The 21,518-nt window shown below is 68.5% G+C and carries 23 protein-coding genes; 13 read left to right on the forward strand and 10 right to left on the reverse strand.

The window, feature by feature from the left end; all coding sequences use genetic code 11:
• The first annotated feature begins 226 nt into the window (after nt 1-226).
• Genes dctP through ACQBAT_RS06420 form a run of 4 tightly spaced genes read left to right on the forward strand, consistent with a single transcriptional unit; the run spans nt 227 to nt 4,056 of the window.
• Nucleotides 227-1,309, forward strand: a complete 1,083-nt coding sequence (gene dctP / locus ACQBAT_RS06405) for a TRAP transporter substrate-binding protein DctP (RefSeq protein WP_420745978.1) — start codon at nt 227-229, stop codon at nt 1,307-1,309.
• Nucleotides 1,306-1,803: a TRAP transporter small permease gene (locus ACQBAT_RS06410; protein ID WP_420745977.1), complete on the forward strand. Its 498-nt coding sequence runs from the start codon at nt 1,306-1,308 to the stop codon at nt 1,801-1,803. The genes dctP and ACQBAT_RS06410 overlap by 4 nt, the downstream gene beginning before the upstream one ends.
• Nucleotides 1,800-3,089 carry a TRAP transporter large permease gene (locus tag ACQBAT_RS06415; protein ID WP_420745976.1) on the forward strand — a complete coding sequence of 430 codons (1,290 nt, stop codon included), beginning with the start codon at nt 1,800-1,802 and terminating at the stop codon, nt 3,087-3,089. The genes ACQBAT_RS06410 and ACQBAT_RS06415 overlap by 4 nt, the downstream gene beginning before the upstream one ends.
• Before the next feature lies 1 nt (nt 3,090).
• Nucleotides 3,091-4,056, forward strand: a complete 966-nt coding sequence (locus tag ACQBAT_RS06420; RefSeq protein WP_420745975.1) for a phosphotriesterase family protein — start codon at nt 3,091-3,093, stop codon at nt 4,054-4,056.
• A 6-nt stretch (nt 4,057-4,062) separates the two neighbouring features.
• Here the strand turns inward: ACQBAT_RS06420 and ACQBAT_RS06425 are convergent, their stop codons facing one another.
• Nucleotides 4,063-5,316, reverse strand: a complete 1,254-nt coding sequence (locus tag ACQBAT_RS06425; protein WP_420745974.1) for a Zn-dependent hydrolase — start codon at nt 5,314-5,316, stop codon at nt 4,063-4,065.
• Between the two features lie 76 nt (nt 5,317-5,392).
• Between ACQBAT_RS06425 and ACQBAT_RS06430 the strand changes: the two genes are divergently transcribed.
• The 7 genes from ACQBAT_RS06430 to arfB all read left to right on the forward strand — a co-directional run bounded on the left by ACQBAT_RS06430 (nt 5,393) and on the right by arfB (nt 11,880).
• Nucleotides 5,393-6,295 (forward strand): LysR family transcriptional regulator, encoded by a 903-nt coding sequence (locus tag ACQBAT_RS06430; RefSeq protein ID WP_420745973.1) that lies wholly within the window; start codon nt 5,393-5,395, stop codon nt 6,293-6,295.
• A 99-nt stretch (nt 6,296-6,394) separates the two neighbouring features.
• Nucleotides 6,395-7,237 (forward strand): DUF3100 domain-containing protein, encoded by an 843-nt coding sequence (locus ACQBAT_RS06435; protein WP_420745972.1) that lies wholly within the window; start codon nt 6,395-6,397, stop codon nt 7,235-7,237.
• Nucleotides 7,234-7,731: a hypothetical protein gene (locus tag ACQBAT_RS06440; protein ID WP_420745971.1), complete on the forward strand. Its 498-nt coding sequence runs from the start codon at nt 7,234-7,236 to the stop codon at nt 7,729-7,731. The genes ACQBAT_RS06435 and ACQBAT_RS06440 overlap by 4 nt, the downstream gene beginning before the upstream one ends.
• A gap of 11 nt (nt 7,732-7,742) precedes the next feature.
• Nucleotides 7,743-8,597 (forward strand): NAD(P)-dependent oxidoreductase, encoded by an 855-nt coding sequence (locus ACQBAT_RS06445; RefSeq protein WP_420745970.1) that lies wholly within the window; start codon nt 7,743-7,745, stop codon nt 8,595-8,597.
• Nucleotides 8,594-10,072: an aldehyde dehydrogenase family protein gene (locus ACQBAT_RS06450; protein WP_420745969.1), complete on the forward strand. Its 1,479-nt coding sequence runs from the start codon at nt 8,594-8,596 to the stop codon at nt 10,070-10,072. The genes ACQBAT_RS06445 and ACQBAT_RS06450 overlap by 4 nt, the downstream gene beginning before the upstream one ends.
• Nucleotides 10,073-10,109: 37 nt before the next feature.
• Nucleotides 10,110-11,303, forward strand: coding sequence for a M20 family metallopeptidase (locus ACQBAT_RS06455; protein WP_420745968.1), 1,194 nt, complete (start codon nt 10,110-10,112; stop codon nt 11,301-11,303).
• 124 nt (nt 11,304-11,427) lie between these two features.
• The gene (gene arfB / locus ACQBAT_RS06460) at nt 11,428-11,880 is read left to right on the forward strand and encodes an alternative ribosome rescue aminoacyl-tRNA hydrolase ArfB (RefSeq protein ID WP_420745967.1); all 453 of its coding nucleotides are present in this window, start codon (nt 11,428-11,430) and stop codon (nt 11,878-11,880) included.
• A gap of 50 nt (nt 11,881-11,930) precedes the next feature.
• Here the strand turns inward: arfB and rbsD are convergent, their stop codons facing one another.
• The 6 genes from rbsD to ACQBAT_RS06490 all read right to left on the reverse strand — a co-directional run bounded on the left by rbsD (nt 11,931) and on the right by ACQBAT_RS06490 (nt 17,749).
• Complete coding sequence (rbsD, locus tag ACQBAT_RS06465; RefSeq protein WP_420745966.1) at nt 11,931-12,323, reverse strand: D-ribose pyranase; 393 nt, start codon at nt 12,321-12,323, stop codon at nt 11,931-11,933.
• Nucleotides 12,320-13,228 carry a ribokinase gene (locus ACQBAT_RS06470; RefSeq protein WP_420745965.1) on the reverse strand — a complete coding sequence of 303 codons (909 nt, stop codon included), beginning with the start codon at nt 13,226-13,228 and terminating at the stop codon, nt 12,320-12,322. The genes rbsD and ACQBAT_RS06470 overlap by 4 nt, the downstream gene beginning before the upstream one ends.
• The gene (locus tag ACQBAT_RS06475) at nt 13,225-14,196 is read right to left on the reverse strand and encodes a substrate-binding domain-containing protein (protein ID WP_420745964.1); all 972 of its coding nucleotides are present in this window, start codon (nt 14,194-14,196) and stop codon (nt 13,225-13,227) included. Before ACQBAT_RS06475 ends, ACQBAT_RS06470 begins: the two co-directional genes overlap by 4 nt.
• Nucleotides 14,197-14,266: 70 nt before the next feature.
• Complete coding sequence (locus ACQBAT_RS06480; RefSeq protein WP_420746201.1) at nt 14,267-15,205, reverse strand: ABC transporter permease; 939 nt, start codon at nt 15,203-15,205, stop codon at nt 14,267-14,269.
• Between the two features lie 31 nt (nt 15,206-15,236).
• Nucleotides 15,237-16,745 carry a sugar ABC transporter ATP-binding protein gene (locus tag ACQBAT_RS06485; protein WP_420745963.1) on the reverse strand — a complete coding sequence of 503 codons (1,509 nt, stop codon included), beginning with the start codon at nt 16,743-16,745 and terminating at the stop codon, nt 15,237-15,239.
• Nucleotides 16,742-17,749 carry a LacI family DNA-binding transcriptional regulator gene (locus ACQBAT_RS06490; protein WP_420745962.1) on the reverse strand — a complete coding sequence of 336 codons (1,008 nt, stop codon included), beginning with the start codon at nt 17,747-17,749 and terminating at the stop codon, nt 16,742-16,744. The genes ACQBAT_RS06485 and ACQBAT_RS06490 overlap by 4 nt, the downstream gene beginning before the upstream one ends.
• A 142-nt stretch (nt 17,750-17,891) precedes the next feature.
• Between ACQBAT_RS06490 and ACQBAT_RS06495 the strand changes: the two genes are divergently transcribed.
• Nucleotides 17,892-18,737 (forward strand): hypothetical protein, encoded by an 846-nt coding sequence (locus tag ACQBAT_RS06495; RefSeq protein WP_420745961.1) that lies wholly within the window; start codon nt 17,892-17,894, stop codon nt 18,735-18,737.
• 198 nt (nt 18,738-18,935) lie between these two features.
• Nucleotides 18,936-20,324, forward strand: a complete 1,389-nt coding sequence (locus ACQBAT_RS06500; protein WP_420745960.1) for an 8-oxoguanine deaminase — start codon at nt 18,936-18,938, stop codon at nt 20,322-20,324.
• A gap of 9 nt (nt 20,325-20,333) precedes the next feature.
• On the opposite strand, the gene ACQBAT_RS06505 is transcribed toward ACQBAT_RS06500, so the two are convergent.
• The 3 genes from ACQBAT_RS06505 to ACQBAT_RS06515 all read right to left on the reverse strand — a co-directional run bounded on the left by ACQBAT_RS06505 (nt 20,334) and on the right by ACQBAT_RS06515 (nt 21,449).
• The gene (locus tag ACQBAT_RS06505) at nt 20,334-20,933 is read right to left on the reverse strand and encodes a hypothetical protein (protein WP_420745959.1); all 600 of its coding nucleotides are present in this window, start codon (nt 20,931-20,933) and stop codon (nt 20,334-20,336) included.
• A gap of 74 nt (nt 20,934-21,007) precedes the next feature.
• A complete protein-coding gene (locus ACQBAT_RS06510; RefSeq protein WP_420745958.1) occupies nt 21,008-21,334 on the reverse strand; it encodes a pyridoxamine 5'-phosphate oxidase family protein in 327 nt (108 codons plus the stop codon).
• Nucleotides 21,321-21,449 (reverse strand): hypothetical protein, encoded by a 129-nt coding sequence (locus tag ACQBAT_RS06515; RefSeq protein WP_420745957.1) that lies wholly within the window; start codon nt 21,447-21,449, stop codon nt 21,321-21,323. Before ACQBAT_RS06515 ends, ACQBAT_RS06510 begins: the two co-directional genes overlap by 14 nt.
• Between the last annotated feature and the right edge of the window lie 69 nt (nt 21,450-21,518).

Consider the following 21,518-nt stretch of genomic DNA (forward strand, 5'->3'; position numbering starts at 1 on the left):
CGGGCAGTCCCGGTCAAGTCGTCATCGACCTGATGCAGGGTGGACGCCGGGCGAGGGGGAAAGGTTGTGCTGCGGACGCGACTGATCTCCGCAGAACTTTGAGCGTGCATACGTATGCGCGACACCGGGTCACGATTCGATAACTGACCCTGTCTCAACTTGAGTGGTCCGCGGCGTTATGCATACGGTCGAAGACAACCCCAACCTATTCAGGAGACGTTAAGCCATGCCCGACGCCACCATGAAGACCCCTTCGACAGCGCGCCGGAAGGGGGTTGCGACCCGGCGGGGGCTCCTCCCGCTGACCCTCACCGCAGGCCTCGTTCTCGCCGCGTGCGGCGACAACGGCGGCGGGGGTGACGCTGCCGGTGAAGACGGCGACGACCCCGCTGTCGAGCTCCTCGCCGCCAACATCAACAGCGCCGAGGTCCCCACCATCCGGTGCGGCTGGCTGCCGCTCGAGGACAACGAGCGTCTGGCCGAGGCGAACATCTCGATCCGCAACTCGATCGCTGCCGAGATGGGCAACGAGGGCCAGCTCCTGCAGCAGGGTTCCTCCGGCGAGATCGACCTCGTCTCGGGTGTCGCCTCCATCATGGCGTCGACCTTCGACCAGCCGCGGATGGAGATGTTCGAGGCCTACTACCTCTACGACGATGTCGACGACCTCGAGCGTGTCCGCGAGCTCGACGTGACGCAGGAGATCTTCGAGGAGTTCGAGGAGGAGACCAACCTTCGTGTCGTCGGGTCCACTCCTTGGCTCTACGGCGAGCGCCACATCTTCGGCACCAAGGAGGTCAAGACCCCCGAGGACCTGGCCGGCTTCCGGCTCCGCGTCCCGGAGACCCCGCTGTCGATCGCGAGCGCCACGGCGATGGGCGCCAACCCGACGCCGGTCGCCTACGCCGAGGTCTACGTCGCTCTCCAGCAGGGCATCGTCGACGGCTCCGAGGCGCCGATCGCGATCATCTCGGGTGAGTCCTTCGACGAGCCGATCTCGCACGTCAACCTGACCAACCACCTCATCACCGGCATCCACCCGTTCATCAACACCGACACCTGGGAGTCGCTGACCGAGAACCAGCAGGAGGCCCTCACCGAGGCCATCGACGAGGGCGCGCAGATGGTGCGCGACTGCGTCGAGGAGGACGAGGCTGCGGCGCTGGAGCGTTGGGAGGAGGAGGGCACGGTCACCGTCGTGGAGGACGTTGACGTTGACGCCTTCCGAGAGCTCCTCCAGGAGGAGTACAGCGATGGTTACGTCTGGAGTGAGGACTACCAGGCGCTCCTGGAGGAAATGCGCCAGTGAAGCTCTTCGGCCGGGCTGTCACAGCGCTCGGCTCCCTCTTGATGGTCGGGATCCTGGTCCTGGTCAACCTGCAGGTCTTCATGCGCTACGTGATGGATCGGCCCCTGGCGTGGGCTGACGAAGCGGCCCGTATGACGTATATCTCGATGGTCTTCATCGTCAGCGTTGCGCTGGCTGCCTTGATGAACCACATCGTGGTCACCGTCGGAAGCGTGGACCTGGACAAACCGTGGGTCCGGTGGTGGAACGCCGCGGGCACGGCGGTGGGCGGGTTCGCCTGCCTGCTGCTGTGCTACGCGGCGTGGTCCAGCATGGATCGGCTCAGCCGCGGCTCGACCGCTGCGCTGGGCCTGTCCAACGGCCTCATCATGTGGATGGCGTGGACCACGGTCGCGCTGACCGGCGTGCTCCTGCTGGTGAACGCCGTGCGCTCCCTACGAGGCACCGCGGGCGTCACCTCTGAGCTGGAGCAGGCACGGGAGGAGGCGCTGTGACCATCGCTCTCATCGTCCTGGCGATCTTCATTCTGCTCTTCCTGCGGGTGCCGATCGCCTTCGCCATCCTCCTACCGTGCGTCACCTATGTGATGGTCGAGAGCCCGGCCTCGGCCGGCACGATGCTGCAGCGCTTCACCAGCACGCTGGACTCGTTCCCACTGCTGGCGGTGCCGCTCTTCATCCTGGTGGGGTATGTCGCCGAGCAGTCCGGCATGGCCGCTCGCCTCATCGATGCCATCACCTTGGTGACCAAGCGGCTCAAGGGCAATATCGGCTACGCCAACGTCCTGGGCAGCTTCACCTTCTCCTGGATGAGCGGCTCGGCGACCGCCGACGCCGCGGCCATGGGTTCGGTGATGATGCCGGCGATGAAGCGAGCGGGCTACAAGCCCGGCTTCTCGGCAGGCCTCACCGCGACCTCGACGATGATCGGCCCGCTCATCCCGCCGAGCATCGGCGCAGTCCTGTTCGGTGTGCTCTCCGGCACCTCCATCGCGACGATGTTCGTCGCCGGCATCGTGCCTGGACTCCTCGTCACGATCGGACTCCTCGCCTACGTCTTCTTCTACGTCCGGAAGAACCCACCGGCCGAGGAGGACATCGAGGTCAGTGAGTCATCGGACCTGCCGGGCTGGCGGATCCTGCTCCGCGCGCTGCCGGTGCTCCTCGCCCCGGTCGTCATCCTCGGCGGCATCCTCGCCGGGATCATGACGCCCACCGAGGCGGCCGGTGTCGGCGCGCTCTACCTGATCGTGGTGGCGACCATCGGTCGCTGGATGAGCTTCAGCGGGCTGCGCACGGCGCTGGAGCGCAGCGTCACCACCACCGGCCGCGTGATGATCATCGCCTCCGCTGGCGGCATCCTGGCCTACGTGATGGCTCGCGAGGGCGCCTCGCGCACCCTCACCGACGTGCTGCAGTCGCTGTCCACCAACCCGTGGGTGTTCATCCTGCTGGTCAACATCTTCCTGTTGCTCCTGGGCATGTTCCTGGAGTCCACGGCGGCGCTGCTGATCACCGTCCCGCTGCTGCTGCCGATCGCGTCGGCCTACGACATCGACCCGGCGCAGTTCGGCATCATCGTCCTGCTCAACCTGTCGATGGGGCTGCTCACGCCGCCTGTGGGCCTGGTGCTCCACGTCATCTCCGATGTCGGCAACATGGACTTCTGGCAGGTCGTGCGTGGTGTCCTGGCTCCGGGCGCAGTGCTGCTTGCGGTCCTGATGATGGTGTCCTACATCCCGCTGGTGACCACCGGGCTACCACGAGCGTTGGGGATGTGACGTGAGCGTCGAGACCGTGCTCGGTCCGGTATCCGGTGGCGACCTCGGTCTGACGCTCATGCACGAGCACCTCGGCGTCAACATCGTCGCGGAGTACCGCAACGACGGGCTGCTCAACGATGCCGACCTGCTGGCCGCCGAGCTCCAGCGGTTCGTCGAGGTGGGCGGCCAGACCCTGGTCGACGTCACTCCGCACGAGCTCGCTGTGGGCGGACACGTGGCGCCGCCGGGTGGGTCGGACCTCTCGACCCGCCCGGTGGCCAACGTCGAGCTCGCGCGGGAGCTGAGCCGCCGCACCGGCCTCAACATCGTGCTCGGCACCGCGCACTACCGCGATCCCTACCTCGACCACCGCACGTTGGCGGAGTCGAGCGTCGACGAGGTTGCGGCATACCTGGTCCGCAATCTCACCGAAGGATTCCCGGGCACCGACGTGCGTGCCGGGATCATCGGCGAGGTCGGCAGCGACCGGTGGTTCATCTCACCGGCGGAGGAGCGGTCCTTCCGTGCCGCGGCCCGGGCGCACCTCCAGACCGGAGCGCCGATCACCACCCATGCGGCCCGCTGGCCCGTGGGTATGGCGCAACTCGCCCTGCTCAGGGAAGAAGGGGTGGACCCGGGATCGGTGGTGATCGGCCACGCCGACACGGTGCCGGACACGTCATACCACCGGCAGGTGCTGGGCTCGGGCGCATTCCTGCAGTTCGACATGATCCGCGGCGTCACGCCCTGGCATATGGACCGGCTGGTCGGCTGGATCGTCGCGCTCGTGCGGGACGGCTACCGGGACCAGCTGCTGCTCAGCCAGGACGTGTGCCTGACCTCGCACCTGAGCGCCTTCGGCGGTGGCGGCTACGGCTACCTGCCGGGGCCGTTCCGTGAGCAGTGTCGAGAAGGTGGTCTCAGCGCAGCGGACTTCGACGCGATCATGGTCGACAACCCGCGGCGGGTGCTGGCGCGGGAATAGGCTCCGTCAGTCAGAAGCGAGGTCGAGGAGCGTGTCGAGGAGGACGTTCGCCCCGTTCTCGATCGCGTCCCACTCGGCGTTCTCGCGCGGGTTGTGACTCCCGCCGGTGCTGGGGATGAAGATCATCGCGGTCGGGGCCAGTCGAGCCATGTTCTGCGAGTCATGGCCCGCGCCGGAGGGGATGGGCTCCGCGGAGAGACCACGGGCGCTCGCGCTCCGGGAGATGCGCTCGCGGATCGACTCGTCCAGCGGGACCGGCTGCGTGATGCTCTCGCGGACGTAGGTCGCTTCGATCCCGTGCTCCCGTCCTGCTTCCTCGATGGCCGACTGGAGGCGCTGCTCAAGGGCGACCAGCACGTCGGGATCGGGATCGCGGAAGTCGAGGTGGATCCGGGCAAGGTTGGGCACGACGTTGGTGCCGCCGGGCTCCACGTCGATCAGGCCGCACGTGACCACTGCGGTCGAACTGGTCTCGCGAGCGATCCCTGGCAAGCGGGCGATGAAGGCGCCGGCCGCCGGGACGGGGTCCAGGCGCAAGTCCATCGGCGTGGTGCCCGCGTGATCGGAGCGCCCGCGGAACTCAGCCTGTCCGCCGCCCAGTCCGACAATGCCGGTGACCACGCCGATATCGGTGCCCGCGGCCTCCAGCGTCGGTCCCTGCTCGATGTGGAGCTCGACGAAACTGTGCAGTGCCCCCTCCGTCAGAGCAGTTCTGGTGGCGTCGGCCGGCTCCCAGTCCATCTGCCCGAGAGCATCAATGAGCAGGTCGCCGTCGCGCCCGCGGAACTCCTTGAGGTCTTCCCACTCGTAGTTGGCGACCATTGCGGTCGAGCCGAGGAGGTGGTGGTAGTTGCCTTCTTCGTCGGCAAAGACGACAGCTTCAACCGGGCGCGCGAGTTGGGGACGCTGCTCGGCGATGATTCGCATCACCTCGAGTCCGGCGAGTGCACCGAGGATGCCGTCGTAGTTGCCGCCCTCGGGGACCGTGTCCAGGTGTGAGCCGGTGCGCACGGGTGCGGCGTCTGCGTCAGCAACATTCGAGGTGTCCCCGAGCCGGATCACGACATTGCCAATGCCGTCGGTCTCCGTGGTGAGTCCGTTCTCGGCACACTCATGCTCGAGCCACTCGCGGACCTGCTGATCTGCCGAGGAGAAGCTAGTGCGGCTCGTGCCACCCGAGGGCGTGCGCCCGATGGTGGCAAGGTGCTCCAGATCGCGGCGGAGGCGGTCGAGAGAGACGTTCAATCTCGGCGAACTCACGAAAGATCTCCTGGTTGTTGCGGGCACTCTCGACCGTAACAAGCACTGACGCACAAAGACCCGATGGGCTGGTTGGATGTTCAAGATGCTGGACGATCGAACGCTGCGCTACCTGGCTGCCGTCTCGCAGGCCGGCTCCATCCGCGCCGCAGCCAGAGAGCTCGGCGTTGCGCCATCCGCCGTCCAGCGGACCCTCGCCGCGGCCGAGCACCGGGTTGGCTGGCCGATCTTCTCCCGCGGCCCCGGGGGAGCGCAGCCCACCGAGGTCGGCCGGGTGGTGATCGCCCACGCTCAGGAGCGCTCCGATCTGGACGCCCAGCTCGCCGCCGACCTGTCGTCGGTCACTGCCGCGACAGAGGGCTCGGTGTCGATCGCCGTCGGTCCCGGATTCGTCGACCAGTTCAGCGCGCGCGTCCTGACTCCTTTCATGACTCAGTACCCGGGCATCCGGGTCCGTCTGGTCACGGGAGGCACCGACGCGCTGGTCGCGGACCTGAACGCCGACGAGGTCAGCCTCGCCATCGCGCTGCACCCCGAGCCTTCGCCGCGGCTGCAGATCCTGCGCAGTAGCGAGCAACCGCTCGGTCTGATCTGCGCACCCGATCACCGCCTCGCTGGCGAGCGGCTGATCAGCCCCGACCAGCTCGCGGGGGAGCGGATGGCGGTCCTCCCACGGGGCTACGGCCTTCGAGCTCTGCACGACAGCTTCATCCGCGCCCACGGAGTCGAGGTCGAGACAACGCTCGAGAGCGACAACCAGCCCGCCATCGTCGCCGCCGTCGCGGCCGGACGAGTGGTCTCCCTCCTCCCGCCAGTCAGTGTCAGCAGGGCAAGAGCCGCCGGCAAGGTGCTCCTCATCCCCGTCGACGACGCCCGACTCTCGGGTGTCCGCGCGGCCCTTGTCGTTCGCCGCGGTCGCCGGCTCTCGCCAGCGGCGAAGGCGCTTCTCACCGCCTGCGAGTGCTGGTTCGACCACTAGGCGTTGCCGCAGACGCAACATAGGGGCCACCAAGCTGCAGTCTTGTGCAACGTCACACCCGTCCCTAGCCTCAAGGAATCTTCTCCCCAGGAGGCCCGAGTGGACACCCTCAAAGTCCTGGCCAAGTTGTGGCCGATCCATCTGATCGTCCTGATCTTCAGCGTCATCAGTCAGCTCATCGGGGTGCGCCCCATCCCGATCGGCATCGGGACCATCCTGCTGCTTCCGCTCCTCTTCGCCTTTGTCTTCACGCTGCTGCTCAACCCCAACGTCATCCCGGCAATGGGGCGTTTCATGAGCACCAAGCGCGCGGCAGCAGCCGGACCGCTGATCGTCATCGCGATCATGCCGTTCATCGCCAAGTTCGGCACCACCATTGGCCCGGCGATCGACGAGATCATCCGCTCAGGACCTGCCTTGATCCTCCAGGAGCTCGGCAACCTCGGCACGATCGTGCTCGCCTTCCCGGTCGCCATCTGGCTGCTCGGCATGCGCCGCGAGTCGATCGGGGCGGTCCACTCGATCGCCCGCGAGCCCAACATCGCAATCATCGCCGACCGCTACGGCCTGCGCAGCCCTGAGGGCACCGGCGTCATGGGCGTCTACGTGATGGGCACGCTCTTCGGCACCTTCATCTTCGCGATCATTGCCTCGCTGCTCACCAGCGTGAAGTTCTTCAGCATCGAAGCGCTCGCGATGGCCTGCGGCGTCGGCAGCGGCTCGATGATGGCAGCCTGTGCGGGCGCCCTCACTGAGTCGGTCCCCGATGCGGCTGACTCGATCACCGCCCTGGCCGGCGCCAGCAACCTGCTCACCTATGCCACGGGCATGTACGTCTCCCTCTTCGTCGCCATCCCGGCCGTCGAGTGGATGTACAGCCGGCTTCGCCCAGACGACCCCGGCAATCCCAAGAACCGCAAGGCGCAGGAGGTGGCCTCGTGACCACATACGAGACCGAGGAAGACTTCATCCCCACCGGTGATGAGCGCACCATCGTCCTGAGCGACACACTCCGCGACCTGCTCATCGTGAGCCTGATCAGCATCCCGCTCCAGCTCATCGCGACCGACCTGAACCTCGGCCAGGTGCTGGCCGGGATGGCGGCGCTCTACGTGATCTGTGTGATCGGCCTGCTGCTCACCAAGTTCCTGCCGTTCTACCTGCCGTCGGTGGCGTGGATCTCCTTGGTCGGGATCGCGCTGACGATCCCGTATCTGCCGTGGGCCGAGTGGTTCACCGGCCTGGTCTCGGGCATCGACTTCCTCGCCCTTGCCGTCCCATGCCTCGCCTACGCGGGTCTGGCGATCAGCAAGCTGGAGATCGACGTCATGAAGCGCTCGGGCTGGAAGATCCTGATCATCGCGATCCTGGTCTTCATCGGCACCTACGTTGGCTCTGCCCTGATCGCCGAGATCACGCTGCGGGTGACTTCGTGACCGAGTCCCGTATGCCGTCACCCACCGAGGAGACGGCCTCACCGATCGCTGTGGTTGGCCTCGGTCAGATGGGTGGTGGCATGGCCGCCACTCTCGCCCGAGCCGGGGTCGAGGTGCTGGGGGCTGATCCCGGTTCCGTAGATACCCCCGAGGGCGTGGCCAGGGTCGAGTTGGACGAGGCGCTGGAGCTCGCAGACGTGCTGGTGCTCTCGCTGCCCGGGGGTGAGCAGGTGCAGACGGTCGTCGACCGGGTCCTCGAGACCGACCGGCCAACCCTGATCATCGACACGAGCACCTGCGACCCGGCGGACAGTCGTCGGCGGGCAGAGGCACTTCGCGAGCGTGGTCACTCGTTCGTCGATGCGCCGCTGAGCGGCGGACCGGCTGGGGCGCGAACCGGACAGTTGACCGTCTTCCTTGGTTGCGCCGACCAGGACCTGGACCGGGTCCGTCAGATCCTGGGACCGATGGCCGCCCGCATCACGCACGTCGGCGCCGTCGGCGCCGGCCACTCGACCAAGTTGGTCAACAACCTGCTGTGCGGCATTCACCTCTGCGCTGCCGGGACCTTACTGCAGGTGGCGGAGGGCGCCGGCATCGAGCCCGAGCGACTGCTGGAGGCAATCAACACCGCCTCCGGCCGGAGCGGCGTGACCGAGGTGAACCTGCCCACGTGGGTGCTCAGCGGCACCTTCGACTCCGGCTTCCCGGTGGGCCTGATGGCCCGGGATGTCGCCCTGGCGGCGGACGTGGCTGGCGAGCTGGGAGCTGGTTCGCCCGTCGTGGCGGCGGCACGACAGATGTGGTCGGACCTGCTGGCCGAGGCGGGCCCGGGCGTGGACTTCAACAGGATGGTGAGGCAGTGAAGCTCTGGCAGGACATTCTCGGCACCGAGGAGGTCGGCTCCTACGTCGGGGGCGAGGTGCTCCTCGGCCAGGGGGATGAGGTCGAGCTGGTTGATCCCACGACCGAGGTGAGGCTCGCGGCATACCCGGACGGCGGTGCCCAGGCCGTGCGGGAGGCGGTGGCCGCGGCCGAGGAGGGCGGGCGCGCGTGGCGGGCGATGACCGCGAGTCAGCGCGGGCGGATCCTGTGGGGGATCGGCCAGGCGGTGCGCGATCGACTCGACGAACTCGCCTCGCTGGAGTCACGAACCGTGGGCAAGCCGCTGCGGGATGCGGTGGCGGAGACGACCAAGGTCGCTGAGATGTTCGAGTACTACGCGGGGTGGGCGGACAAGCAGCACGGCGAGGTCATCCCGGTCCCGACGTCGCACCTGGCCTACACGCTCCGGGAGCCGTATGGCGTGGTCGCTCAGATGACGCCGTGGAACGCGCCCATCTTCACGGCCGGGTGGCAGATCGCCCCGGCACTCGCGGCGGGCAACTCGGTGGTGCTCAAGCCCTCGGAGCTGACACCGATGACGTCAGCCCTGCTCGCCAAACTCGGTGAGGAAGCCGGGCTCCCGGTGGGTGCGGTGAACGTGATCGCGGGGCTCGGGCCGACGGCCGGGCAAGAGCTCGTGACGCACGATGGCGTGGAGAAGGTCGTCTTCGTGGGCTCGCCCGCGACCGGTCGGCGGATCGCGGCTGCCGCTGGTGAGCAGCTCAAGCCCTGCGTGCTCGAGCTGGGCGGCAAGTCGGCCAACATCGTCTTCGACGACGCCGACCTGGCCCGGGCCGTTGGGGGAGCGGCGTCGGCGATCTTCTCCGGAGCTGGTCAGAGTTGCGTGGCTGGCTCGCGTCTGCTGGTGCAGCGCGGGGTGTACGCGGAGGTTGTCGGTCGCCTCGCCGAGCTGGCCGGTCGGATCCGCCAGGGCGCTCCGTGGGAGGAGGAGACCCAGGTCGGGCCGGTGCAGAACGCCCGGCAGCTCGACCAGATCATCTCGATGGTTGATGGCGCGCGCGAGCGTTCGGCCGAGGTGGTCGCGGGTGGGGATCGGCTCGATCGGGCTGGCTATTTCTATCCGCCGACCGTCGTGGCCGGCGTCGGCAACGACGCGGACATTGCGCAGCAGGAAGTGTTCGGTCCTGTCGTCGTGGCGATCCCCTTCGAGGACGAGTCGGAGGCGATCGCTCTGGCCAACGACACGTCCTTCGGGCTAGCCGGTGCGGTCTGGACCAGTTCCGTCGATCGAGCGCACAGGGTGGCGCGCCAGATCCGGGCCGGGACCGTGTGGGTGAACTCCTACAAGACCATCAACGTCATGGCGCCGTTCGGTGGCTTCGGCGACAGCGGCTTTGGCCGGTCGAGCGGGCTGGACGGGCTGCTGGAATACAGCCAGGCCAAGGCGGTGTGGGTGGAGACGGACCCCGAGGCGCCGTTGGCGTTCGGCTACTGACCGACCGTGCTTTGACGATTCGATAGAGAGGATCGCGATGGACTTCGATGCCCTGATCGCCGACAGCGAGGGTCACAAGGCGCAGATCACCGAACGCGTGCGGGACGTCGCCGATCAGGTGGTGCAGCTGGCTCGCGAGATCCACGCCGATCCCGAGTTGGCTTTCGAGGAGCACCGGGCTGCGGAGCGCATCTGCACGATCTTGGAGGAGCACGGCTTCGCAGTCACCCGTGGAGTGGCCGACCTACCGACCGCTTTCGTCGGTGAGGTCGGTAGCGGACACCTCGTTGTCGCGATCCTGTGTGAATACGACGCGCTTCCGGATGTCGGTCATGCCTGCGGTCACAACCTGATCGCCGGCGCAGGGGTAGCCGCGGGGCTGGGCCTTGAACCCATCGCTGACGAGTTGGGGATCACTCTGCGAGTGATCGGGACGCCAGCTGAGGAGCACGGCGGCGGCAAGGTGCTGATGCTGGACCGTGGGGTCTTCGACGACGTGGACCTGGCCATGATGATCCACACGGTCAACGAGGGCCTGACCCACGATCCGCGTGGAACGACCAGCCAGGCCGTGGGCCGCTACCGGACGACATTCCGGGGCAAGGCGTCGCACGCCGCAGCGGCTCCACACCTTGCCGTGAACGCGGCGGACGCAGCCGTGATCGCGCAGGTCGCCGTCGGGTTGCTGCGCCAGCAGTTGCCTGATGATCACCGGGTGGCGATGTATGTGGCTGAGGCCGGGCACGTCACCAACATCATCGCCGAGAAGGCAGTTGTCGAATGGGAGTGCCGGACCTTCACGATGCCGGAGTTCGAGCTGCTTGAGCCGCGCGTGAGGAAGTGCTTCGAGGCCGCTGCGCTCGCGACCGGCTGTGAGGTCGAGTTCGAGGAGACCGAGCCCCTCCTCGAGCCGCTGCTCCAGGACGAGACGCTAGGCAAACACTGGGCCGAGGCCATCGCGACATTCGGGCATGACATGGAGAACCGGAAGTCGATTCCGGGCGGTTCGACGGACATGGGCAACGTGTCGCAGAGGATTCCTGGGCTGCATCCCTGGTTGTCGATCCCAGGGGTGGAGGTTGGGATCCACTCCCATGCGTATGCCGCAGCCGCTGATTCCTCGGTTGCTTACGAGGTCATGCTCGAAGGAGGCCTAGCGATGGCGTGGGCGGTGGCGAGTCTTGCCGTGAATCCCGGTGATGTGGAAACCGTTCGCTCGATGGGTGACTAACGGTCCTCGCGAGGCTCACTGGTGTCGACCTCCGGGTAGACGTTCTCGGCCAGGTCCCAGACCCGGGGATGTTCGGGGTGCGTACGGACTTGTGCGGAGTTTGCCGCGGCTAGGGTCAGACACCATGAGTGGCGACACCGGTGGGCTGCGGGTGCCGCCAGGCCCGGGCCTGGCTGGCGGGCTCGTCATACCGGCGGGGGAGCTGGTGGAGAAGTTCTCGCGGTCGTCGGGCCCGGGCGGGCAGGGGGTCAACACGACCGACTCGAGGGTGCAGTTGTCGCTGGACGTCGCGGCGTCGACGGCACTGACCGATCGGCAGCGGGAGCGGGTCCTGTCCGGGTTGCGTGAGCGGCTCGTGGGCACGGTGCTGACCATCGATGCCTCCGAGCATCGCTCGCAGCGGCGGAACCGGTCGGCGGCCCGGGAACGGTTGGCCGGGCTGCTGCGGGAAGCGCTCGCGCCGCCGCCACCGGCCAGGCGCAAGACCAAGCCGACGCTGGGGTCGCAGCGGAGGCGGTTGGAGGGCAAGCGCAGACGGGCCGAGATCAAGGCGCGGCGGCAGCGGCCGACTGAGTGACGCATGTCGCCGACGCAGGCCAGCTGATCTCGCCGACGAGACTCTTCAGCTCAGAAGGGCACACCTGATCGCAGGAGGACATTGGCATAGGGCGTCGCCTCGCCGGTGCGCACGACGAAGGCGCACTCGGAGACCTTCTGCTTGAACGCCTCGTGCATGATCCGGGTGCCATCACCCAGGCGCTCGATCTCCCCAGCCAAGATCTGCTCGGTAGGCGTGCCCGTGGTCTCGCGAGCAACGACATACCCCTCCACCACGACCTCGTCGAGCAGTGCGGTGAGCACGTCAGCGAACCGCGGGAGACCGGCAACGACGGCGAGGTCGACGATCGGGACGTCGGGCGGGATCGGCAGACCGCAGTCGGCGACGCAGACGAGGTCCGTGTGGCCGAGGCGGGCGATGCGGGCGGAGAGCTCGACGTTGAGGATCCCGGTGCGTTTCACGGCAACTCCTGGGTCAGCGAGGGGTAGGAAGGTTGGGCCCCGGCGTGCTGGACGGCGTAGGAGCCGACGCGCACGGCATGGGCGACCGCTGTGCGCAGGTTGTCGCCCTGCAGCAGGCGGGCGGCGAGAGCGCCGGTGAAGGCATCGCCGGCTCCGGTGGTGTCGACCGCCTGGACCCGGGGAGAGGGGACGTGTGTCTCGCCGTCGGCGTCGACCGCTACGGCACCTTCGGGGCCAAGGGTGACCACGACCGAGGGAGTGCCTGCTTCGCGCAGTGCGCGGGCGCACCCCGCCGAGTCGTGAGCGCCGGCGAGGCCGAGCTCGGCGACGGCCTGGCGGGCCTCGTGCTCGTTGAGCACCAGCGGATCGGCGGCGGTCAGGACGTCGCCGTCGAGGCTGCCCCACGGGGCGACGTTGAGGATCACCCGGTGACCGGCGGCGACCGCCTGGCGGATCGCGGTCTCGGTGGTGGTCCGGGAGAGCTCGCCCTGCATGAGCAGCACGTCGCCCTGCGCCATCGCCTCGACCGCCCGGCGGGCGTCCGCAGGGGTGACCGTCGCGTTGGCGCCGGGGACGACGACGATCGTGTTCTCGCCGTCATCGGCCACGGTGATGATCGCCAGCCCGGTGGGCTGGCCCTCCGCGACCTGGACATCGGTCACATCGACGTCCGCATCCTCCAGCGAGCCGAGCGCGATCCGGGCATCACCGTCGTCACCGACGGCGCCCACGAAACGCACCGGCGCCCCTTGCAGGCCGGCGGCCAGGGCCTGGTTGGCGCCCTTGCCGCCGGCGGTGCGGCCGCCACCCGACCCCAGGATGGTCTCTCCAGGGGTCGGGTGGCGGGTGACCTGGGCGAAGAGGTCGACGTTGGTCGACCCGATCACGACCAGGCTGGGGGTCACTGGAAGTCCGCGACGTTCTCGGAGGTGACCGTCACGACGTCGACCGGCTGCGCCTCGGGCAGGTCGTCACCGTTGATCGCCTGCAGCGCCAGCTCGACGGCGACCTTGCCCAGCTCGGAAGGCTGCTGGGCGATGGTGGCGACCATCCGGCCCTCGTCGATCGCGGTCAGCGCGTCGTCGGTGCCGTCGAAGCCGACCACGAAGACGTCGCTGCCCGCGCGGTCCCCGAGGGCCTGCAGGGCACCGAGCGCCATCTCGTCGTTCTCGGCGAAGATGCCGGTCACGTCGGGGTGGCTCTCGAGCAGGTTGGTGGCCACGTCCAGGCCCTGGGTGCGGTCGAAGTTGGCGGGCTGCATGGCGACGACCTCGATGCCGTCGAACTCGGCGATGCCCTCCTCAAAACCCTGGCCACGGTCGCGGCTGGCGGAGGTGCCGGCCACGCCCTGCAGGACGATGACCTTGCCCTCGCCACCCATGGCCTCGGCCAGCGCCTCGGCTGCCTGGCGGCCACCGGCGACGTTGTCGCTGCTGACGGTGGAGTTGACCTCGGCGCCCTCCACCGAGCGGTCCACGGCGATGACCGGGATGTCAGCGTCCAGGGCCGGGGCGACCGCGGCGGCGGCGGCCTCGGAGTCGACCGGGTTGATCAGGATCGCGTCCACGCCCTGGGTGGCGGCGTTGTCGAGCTGGTTCTGCTGGGTGGCGGCGTCGTTCTGCGCGTCGACGACCTCGAGGTTCACGCCGGCTTCGTCGGCGGCCTCCTGGGCGCCGTCCCGCAGGTCGATGAAGAACGGGTTGTTGAGGGTCGAGACGGCCAGGGTGAGGGTCTCGCCGCCACCGGTGGCGCCGCCGGTCTCGCCACCTTCGTCGGTGCCGGGGGAGTCGGTGCCGCGGTTGCACGCGGTGGTGCCGAGGGCGAGCACGCCGGCCAGGGCGATGATGCTGGTGCGGCGGAAGAGGGTCTGCATGGAACTTCTCCTTGTTCTTCGGTGCGGTTCTCGAGGGTGAGGGGTGAGGATGTGCTTCTGGTGGTGCGGGTCAGGGGGCCTTGCGGCGCAGCACGTCGATGCCGACGGCGAGCGCGATGACCAGACCGATGACGACCTGCTGCCAGAACGAGCTGACGTTGAGCAGGTTGAGGCCGTTGCGGATGACGGCCAGCACCAGCGCCCCGATCAGGGTGCCGGTGGCCCGTCCGACCCCGCCGGCGAGGCTGGCGCCGCCGATGACGACGGCGGCGATGGCGTCCAGCTCATAGCCGACCGCCGCCTGCGGCTGGGCCGAGGCGAGCCGGCCGGCGAGCACCATGCCGGCGATCCCGGCGTAGAGGCCGCTGAGCGCGAAGACCCAGGTGGTGAGGCGCTTGACCGGCAGCCCGCTGAGGCGAGCGGCCTCCTCGTTGCCTCCCACGGCATACAGGGACCGGCCGAAGACCGTCCGGTTGAGCACGAACGCGGTGATCGCGAACATCAGCAGCATGACCAGGATCGGGACCGGTATGCCGAAGACCCGGGACCCCAGCCAACTCACCTCCGGGGGCATCGACTGGGGGCGGCCGCCGGAGATGACCAGGGTGAGCCCGCGCGCCACCGAGAGCATGGCGAGGGTGGCGATGAAAGCAGGGAGCTTCCCGTATGCCGTCGCCCACCCGGACACCAGACCCGCGGCCAGTCCGACGAGGGGGCCGACGATGAGGGCGAGGAACCCTGGGGTGCCCGCCGCCGCGACCCAGCCGGCGGCGACCGCGGACAGGGCCGCGACCGAGCCGACCGACAGGTCGATGCCCGCGGCGACGATCACATAGGTCATGCCGAAGGCGAGGATTGCGACGACTGCCGCCTGGACGCCGACGTTGAGCAGGTTGGTGGTGGTGAGGAACTTGGGCGTGGCGATCCACATCGCGACGCAGACGAGGACGAGGCCGACGAGGGCGCCGTTCTCGGAGAGGAAGCGGCCGACCTTCTGCGCGCCCGTCAGCCGCTGGGACGACGGGGGCTTGGTGCTGACTTCAGTGGACACGGGTGGACTCGACCTCCTTGACGGCCAGTGACATGACGCTGTCCTGGGTTGCTTCGCTGGCGGGCATCTCCCCGACGATGCGCCCGCCGGCCATGACGAGGATGCGATCGCTCATCCCCAGGACCTCGGGCAACTCGCTGGAGGCGAGCAGCACGGCGCCGCCCGCCTCGGTGATGCGGTTGATCAGTTCGTAGATCTCGACCTTGGCGCCGACGTCGACGCCGCGGGTGGGTTCGTCGAGGAGCAGGACTCGGGAGTTGGCGAGGGTCCAGCGGCCGAAGACGACCTTCTGCTGGTTGCCGCCGGAGAGGGAGGAGACCGGTTGGCGGACGTCGTTGAGACGGATTCGGAGCTGCTCGCTGACCTCCTTGGCGCGCTTGCGCTGACCGCCGAGGTCGGCGAGCGGGCCCTTGGCCGAGCTGCGCAAGGTGGCGTAGCCGAGGTTGTTCTCGACGCTGGCCTTGAGGACCAGACCCTGGCGCTTGCGGTCCTCTGGGACGTGGCCGATGCCCATCTTGACGCCGGCGGCGACGTCGCGCTTGGGCAGCTTCTTGCCCTCGACCTGGACGCTGCCGTCGTCGTAGGAGTCGGCTCCCGCGATGGCGCGGAGGAGTTCGGTGCGACCGGCACCGACCAGCCCGGCCAGGCCGACGACCTCGCCGGCGCGGACGGTGAGGGAGACGTCGTCGAAGGCGCCGGAGCGGGAGAGATCCTTGACCTGGAGGAGCGGTGGGCCGAGGGCGGGCTTCTTGCGCGGGAAGAGCTGGTCGATGTCGCGGCCGACCATGAGGCGGATGAGCTCCGGCTCGGGGGTGCTGGCCGGGACCTCGTCGACGAAGCTCCCGTCGCGCAGGACGGTGACGGTGTCGCCGATCTCGGCGATCTCGTCGAGGTGGTGGGAGATGAAGACCATCCCGACCCCGCGCTCGCGCAGCTGCTCGACGACCTCGAAGAGGCGGGCGATCTCGGTGTGGGTGAGGGCGGCGGTGGGCTCGTCGAGGATCAGGTACTTCGCGTCGACGCTGAGGGCCTTGGCGATCTCGACGAGCTGCTGGCGGGCGATGCCGAGCGTGCCGACCGGGCGCTTGAGGTCGACGTCGAGGCCGATCCGGTCCAGGGCGTCCTGGGCGATGGAGCGCATCGCGCGGCGGTCGAGCATGCCGAACGTACGGGGAGCGCGGCCGAGGGTGATGTTCTCGGCGATGCTCATCGACGGGACGAGGTTGAGCTCCTGGTGGATGGTGGCGATGCCGAGGTTCTCGGCGTCCTTGGTGCTCGTGATCTGCACCTTCTGCCCGTCGAGCAGGATCTCGCCGGTGTCCGGCTCGTGGACGCCGGCGATCATCTTGACCAGCGTGGACTTGCCCGCGCCGTTCTCGCCGAGCAGGACCTGGACCTGGCCGGGGCGGATGGTCAGGTCGACATTGTCGAGGGCGACGACGCCGCCGAAGCGTTTGCCGACGCCGCGCAGCTCCAGCGCTCTGATGGAGTTGCTCACTGTGCCTCCTTGGTGGGGGTGAGGTGGTCGGCGCGGCAGGAGGACCGCACGATCAGCTGGGTGGGGATGGTGACGTCGGAGACCTCAGCGCCGGACATCGCGGTCTGGACCGCCTCGACGGCTGCTGCGCCCAGAGCGTCGATGTCCTGGGCGACGACGGACAGGGGCGGGTCGAGGAGGGGGAACCAGCGCGTGTCGTCGAAGGCGACGACCGCGAGGTCTCGGCCGATGCGCAGCCCGCGCTCGCGGGCCTGGGTCAGTGCGCCGACGGCCATCAGGTTGTCGCCGGCGAAGATGGCGGTCGGGCGGGTGGGGGAGTCGAGCAGTTGCGCCGCGGCGCGGTGACCGCTGTCCTCCTGGAAGTCGCCCTCCACGATCCACTCCTGGCGGGGGGTGCAGCCCGCGGCGGCGAGGGCGTCGATGCTGGCGATGAAGCGCTCGCGGCCGGTTGAGGAGGACTGGGGACCGGTGATGAGGGCGATGTCTCGGTGGCCGAGCTGGAGGAGATGGCTGATCATCTGCTGGCTGCCGAGGGCGTTGTCCGAGGAGACGAGGGGGCCGCCGAGGTTGGCGGCTCGGCGGTCGAGGAGGACGAAGGGCATGGACGCTGGAAGGTTCACCGGGGCGCCGCCCTGGGGGACGACGATGAGGCCGTCGACGCGTTGGGTGCTGAGTGCGCGGAGGGCGGCGACCTGGCGGTCGGGCTGCTCGTCGGCGTTCATCGTGATGACGCTGTAGCCCTTGGCGGCCGCGCTCTGCTCGATGACGTAGGCGACGTCGGAGAAGAAGGGGTTGCGGACGTCGGGGATGAGGAGGCCGATGGTGTCGGTGCGCTGGGTGCGCAGTGAGCGGGCGGCCTTGTTGACGTTGTAGCCCAGCTCCTGGGCGGCGCGGCGGACTGCTTCAACCGTGTTCGCGGAGGCCGGTCCAGCGCCGGAAAGCGCGCGGGAGGCCGTCGCGGTGGAGACGCCGGCGTGCTGGGCGACATCGCGGATCGTCGGCATCTCGGCACCTCCTCGTGCGGTTGGACTGTCCTGCTGAGTGCGGTGGAATCGTTTCCACTGCGGACGTTAGGGCACGGGTCGGGGTGTCGTCAAGGCTTCCTATGCGGCAGGTGTGTCAGTGGTCGCGTCCATGGTGGTGCTCATGGATGACATCGTGATGATGGTGGTGAGCATCCTGGGGCCAGCGTTCGCAGGCGTGGCGGGCGGTGCGTTGACCGGGGTGGCGCGGGAGAAGTCGCTGAGGGCGCGAGCAGACTTCCGCGCTCAGGCGGGACTCATGGTGCCCTGTGACCCGCGGCGGGCGCAGCTGCTCAGCGATGCCGTTGAGGCAGAAGCGTGGCTGGGGGCGAAGAGCGCCGTTCCAGGTCGGGCTCGGGTGCTCTGGTGGGTATTCGTGCCGGTTGCCTGGGGATGGCCTGCGGTGATGTGGGTCGCATTCCCGGCTGAAGGGCCGGTCAGCGATGTCGGCTTTTGGGTGTTCTGTGCTGTCCTCGGAGCGATGTTGGCGATCATCTCGTGGGCGGTGCGGGACGTTGACCGTCGTCGCAGCCAGTTCGTGCAGGACTACCTGGACGGCCCCGTCCACCTGGCGGGGACGGATCGACTCGCTTTCCGGCTCAACAGCCAGTGGCGCACTTCCCGGGTCGCCATGGCCAGCTCCGGCATCGTGGCCATGTCCTCGGTGCTCAGCGCTGCTGGTATCGGCATGGGTTGGGAGGTCTGGCGCGGCGGAGCACAGGCTCCCAGTCCGGAGCTGACGGTGCTGATGATCGTCACGTTCTTCATGACCGCGATGATCTTGATCGTCTATCTCCATCTCACCAGCCGCGAGGACGTCGCCGTGGCGATGCCCCTGGAGGACGTGGCCAGGCGTGTCCGCGCGGAGGCTGCTCGGTGCGACTGTCCGCTCCACGAGCCGAACGCGGCGCGTCGCAGTGGCCTGTGGCCGTGGCAGCGAGCGCGGGCTGGGGCAAGACGGGGTCCCTAGATCCGGAGCGATCACTGGCGCCGCGATATGGCCGGGGTTGCGTCTTGGTCGGAATTGCCTTCTCGCGATGCGGAAACTCTGCTACGTTCTTCAGGTAGCGCCGGATTCCCGGCCACCTGGATCGGCAGACAGGACCACTGAGCCGACCTGGCACCCGCCGGGTTGGTCGAGGCGAGCACTCGCCCGGGAAGGTCCGTCATGACACCAAGCCCACGCCATACCGAATCCTCGGGATCCCTGCTGTGGATCAAGGATCCGGACGGCATCCACACCTCTGCCCCCGACGGCGCGGACGCGAGCCGCGGGCTCGTCGTCGACACCGAGGCGGGGGTGATCACCGAAGTCGTCGGCGCCGGGCAGGAACCGACCAGGTATGACGTGTCCCTCGCCGCGGGCGGAAGCGTGCTCCTGCCGGGCCTCGTCAACACGCACCACCACTTCTACCAAACGCTGACCCGCGCCTGGGCGCCCGTCGCGGATGCCGAACTGTTCCCGTGGCTCGTAGGGCTCTACCCGGTCTGGGCGCGGCTCACGCCGCAGGCGCTGGAGTCTGCGGTGACTGTTGCGGTCGCCGAGCTGCTGCTGTCCGGGTGCACGACCGCGGCGGATCACCACTACCTCTTCCCGGACGGGTTGGAGGAAGCCGTCGACATCGAGGTCGACGTGGTGCGTCGGCTCGGGTCGCGCGCGCTGCTGACGCGGGGGTCAATGTCGTTGGGGGAGAAGGATGGTGGGCTGCCTCCGCAGAGCACCGTGCAGGACCACGACACGATCCTCGAGGACTCGCGCCGGGTCGTAGATCGCTATCACGAGCGTGGTGAGGACGCCCAGATCCGGATCGGGTTGGCGCCCTGCTCGCCCTTCTCGGTCACGCGTGAACTCATGCGCGATAGTGCGCTCCTGGCCGAAGAGCTCGACGTCCGGCTGCATACCCACCTCGCCGAGACCATCGACGAGGAGGACTTCTGTCGCGAGCGGTTCGGACTGCGGACCGTTGACTACCTCGAGTCCGTCGGGTGGCTGAGCGATCGCACCTGGCTGGGACACGGCATACATCTGGACAACGGGGAGGTCGCGCGCCTGGGTGCCGCCGGCACCGGCGTTGCCCACTGCCCCACCTCGAACATGCGGCTCGGGTCCGGGACCTGCCGCGTGCTCGACCTGGAGGAGGCGGGCGCGCCGGTCGGGCTCGGCGTGGACGGCTCGGCGTCCAACGACGGGTCGAACATGATCGAAGAGGTGCGGGCCGCGATGAACCTGCAGCGGCTCGCCCGTGGCCCGGCCAACGTGCCTGTGCGGCGCGCGATCGACTGGGGGACAAGGGGATCGGCCGCAGTCCTGGGCTGGGACTCGATCGGTGTCCTGCGCCCGGGCGCCCAGGCGGACTTCGCCCTCTATCGCCGCGATGAGCTGCGCTTCGCCGGCTCCCACGACCCCGTCGCCTCACTCGTGCTGTGCGGCGCCCACCAGGCCGACCGGGTCATGGTCGGGGGGACGTGGGTTGTCGAGGACGGTGCGGTGGTCGGGCTCGACCTGGAGCGGGTGCTCGCGACCCAGCGGGAAGAGGCGGCGCGGCTGATCGGGTGAGGGTTCGGGCTAGGTACGGAAGTAGCGGACCTCCTCCTCGTCCCAAGGGCAGAACTCATCCTCCGGATCCTCGAGGAGGTCCCGGCGGACCCAACTGACGGTGAGATCCGGGTGGCGCATGACGTATGGCACATCCTCGAGTGCCCTCCACCCCAACGAATGGAGCATCCGGCCGGCAGTGTGGCGAGCGCGACCTTGGTCGACCCCCAACGACTCAAGGAGGCGGGATGGCCTGCCATCGGTCACATCGCTGATGCCGTTGATCGCGCCCAGCGTCGCGATCAGACTGGCGGCGACGCAGGTGGGCTGTCTGGGGAGGTCGAGCATGGGCCAGGACCAGTCGATCAGCGCCACCAAGCGTCGAAGCGCGGTCCGGAACTGACGACCGCCGATGCGGAGGGCGAGCGGCTCCGCGGCCGCCAGGATCTCCTCGAGGTGTGGCGGCTGTTCCTCGGCCAAGGGCATCCTGAGCGCCTCGTCCGCCGGGAGTGGAGAGTCGTCGATCAGGTCGTACTGGTAGGAGTGCACCAGGACCCTCGGAACATCCGGCTGTTCTCGCAACCAGAGCGCGGAGTCGTCGTGGATGTACCACCGGTCGTCAGAAGCCATGCCGCGACCGTAGAACGTCGCGGCACCCGCGGGGGGAGCCGAGACGCGTTTCTGTGGATAACCGGGGCGTCCCCTCAGGCGCTGAGCTCGATCACCCCGTCACCGTCCGGCGACCAGTACGAGATCCGCCGCGCGTCGACGACGATCATCGCCAGCCCCTCGGTCTCGACGCCGTCCTTGAACCAGCGCTCCAGCTCGTCGTGCCAGTGCTCCTCCATCACCCGCGGGTCGGTGAGCACCCGCGCCATGCCCTGCACGTTGACGAAGAGGAAGTTGCCGCCCTCGCCGGACTGGAAGTCGATCGCGACCTTGGCGTCGTTCTCGATGTCCTTGGCCATCCGCGAGTCCGCCCACGCGAAGTAGTGGGACGTCCCGTCGTAGTCGACCTCAGTCGACCTCACCGTTGTTGCTCATCGGCCGGCTGGCGATGTGCCCGTGGCTGCTGTGCGTCGACAGCATCGCCATGTCGAGGCCGCGCATCTTGCTGGCCAGCTGCTTCATGCTCCAGGTGCTCATGGGGCAAAAAACTAGTCCCGTATGCCGTTCCCCGCGTCCCGAGCCGACGCACCTTGCGCTGGTGCTGGC

Origin of the sequence: Ornithinimicrobium pulveris, from assembly GCF_050261105.1 — a bacterium.
In the GTDB taxonomy this organism is placed as follows: Bacteria; Actinomycetota; Actinomycetes; order Actinomycetales; family Dermatophilaceae; genus Ornithinicoccus.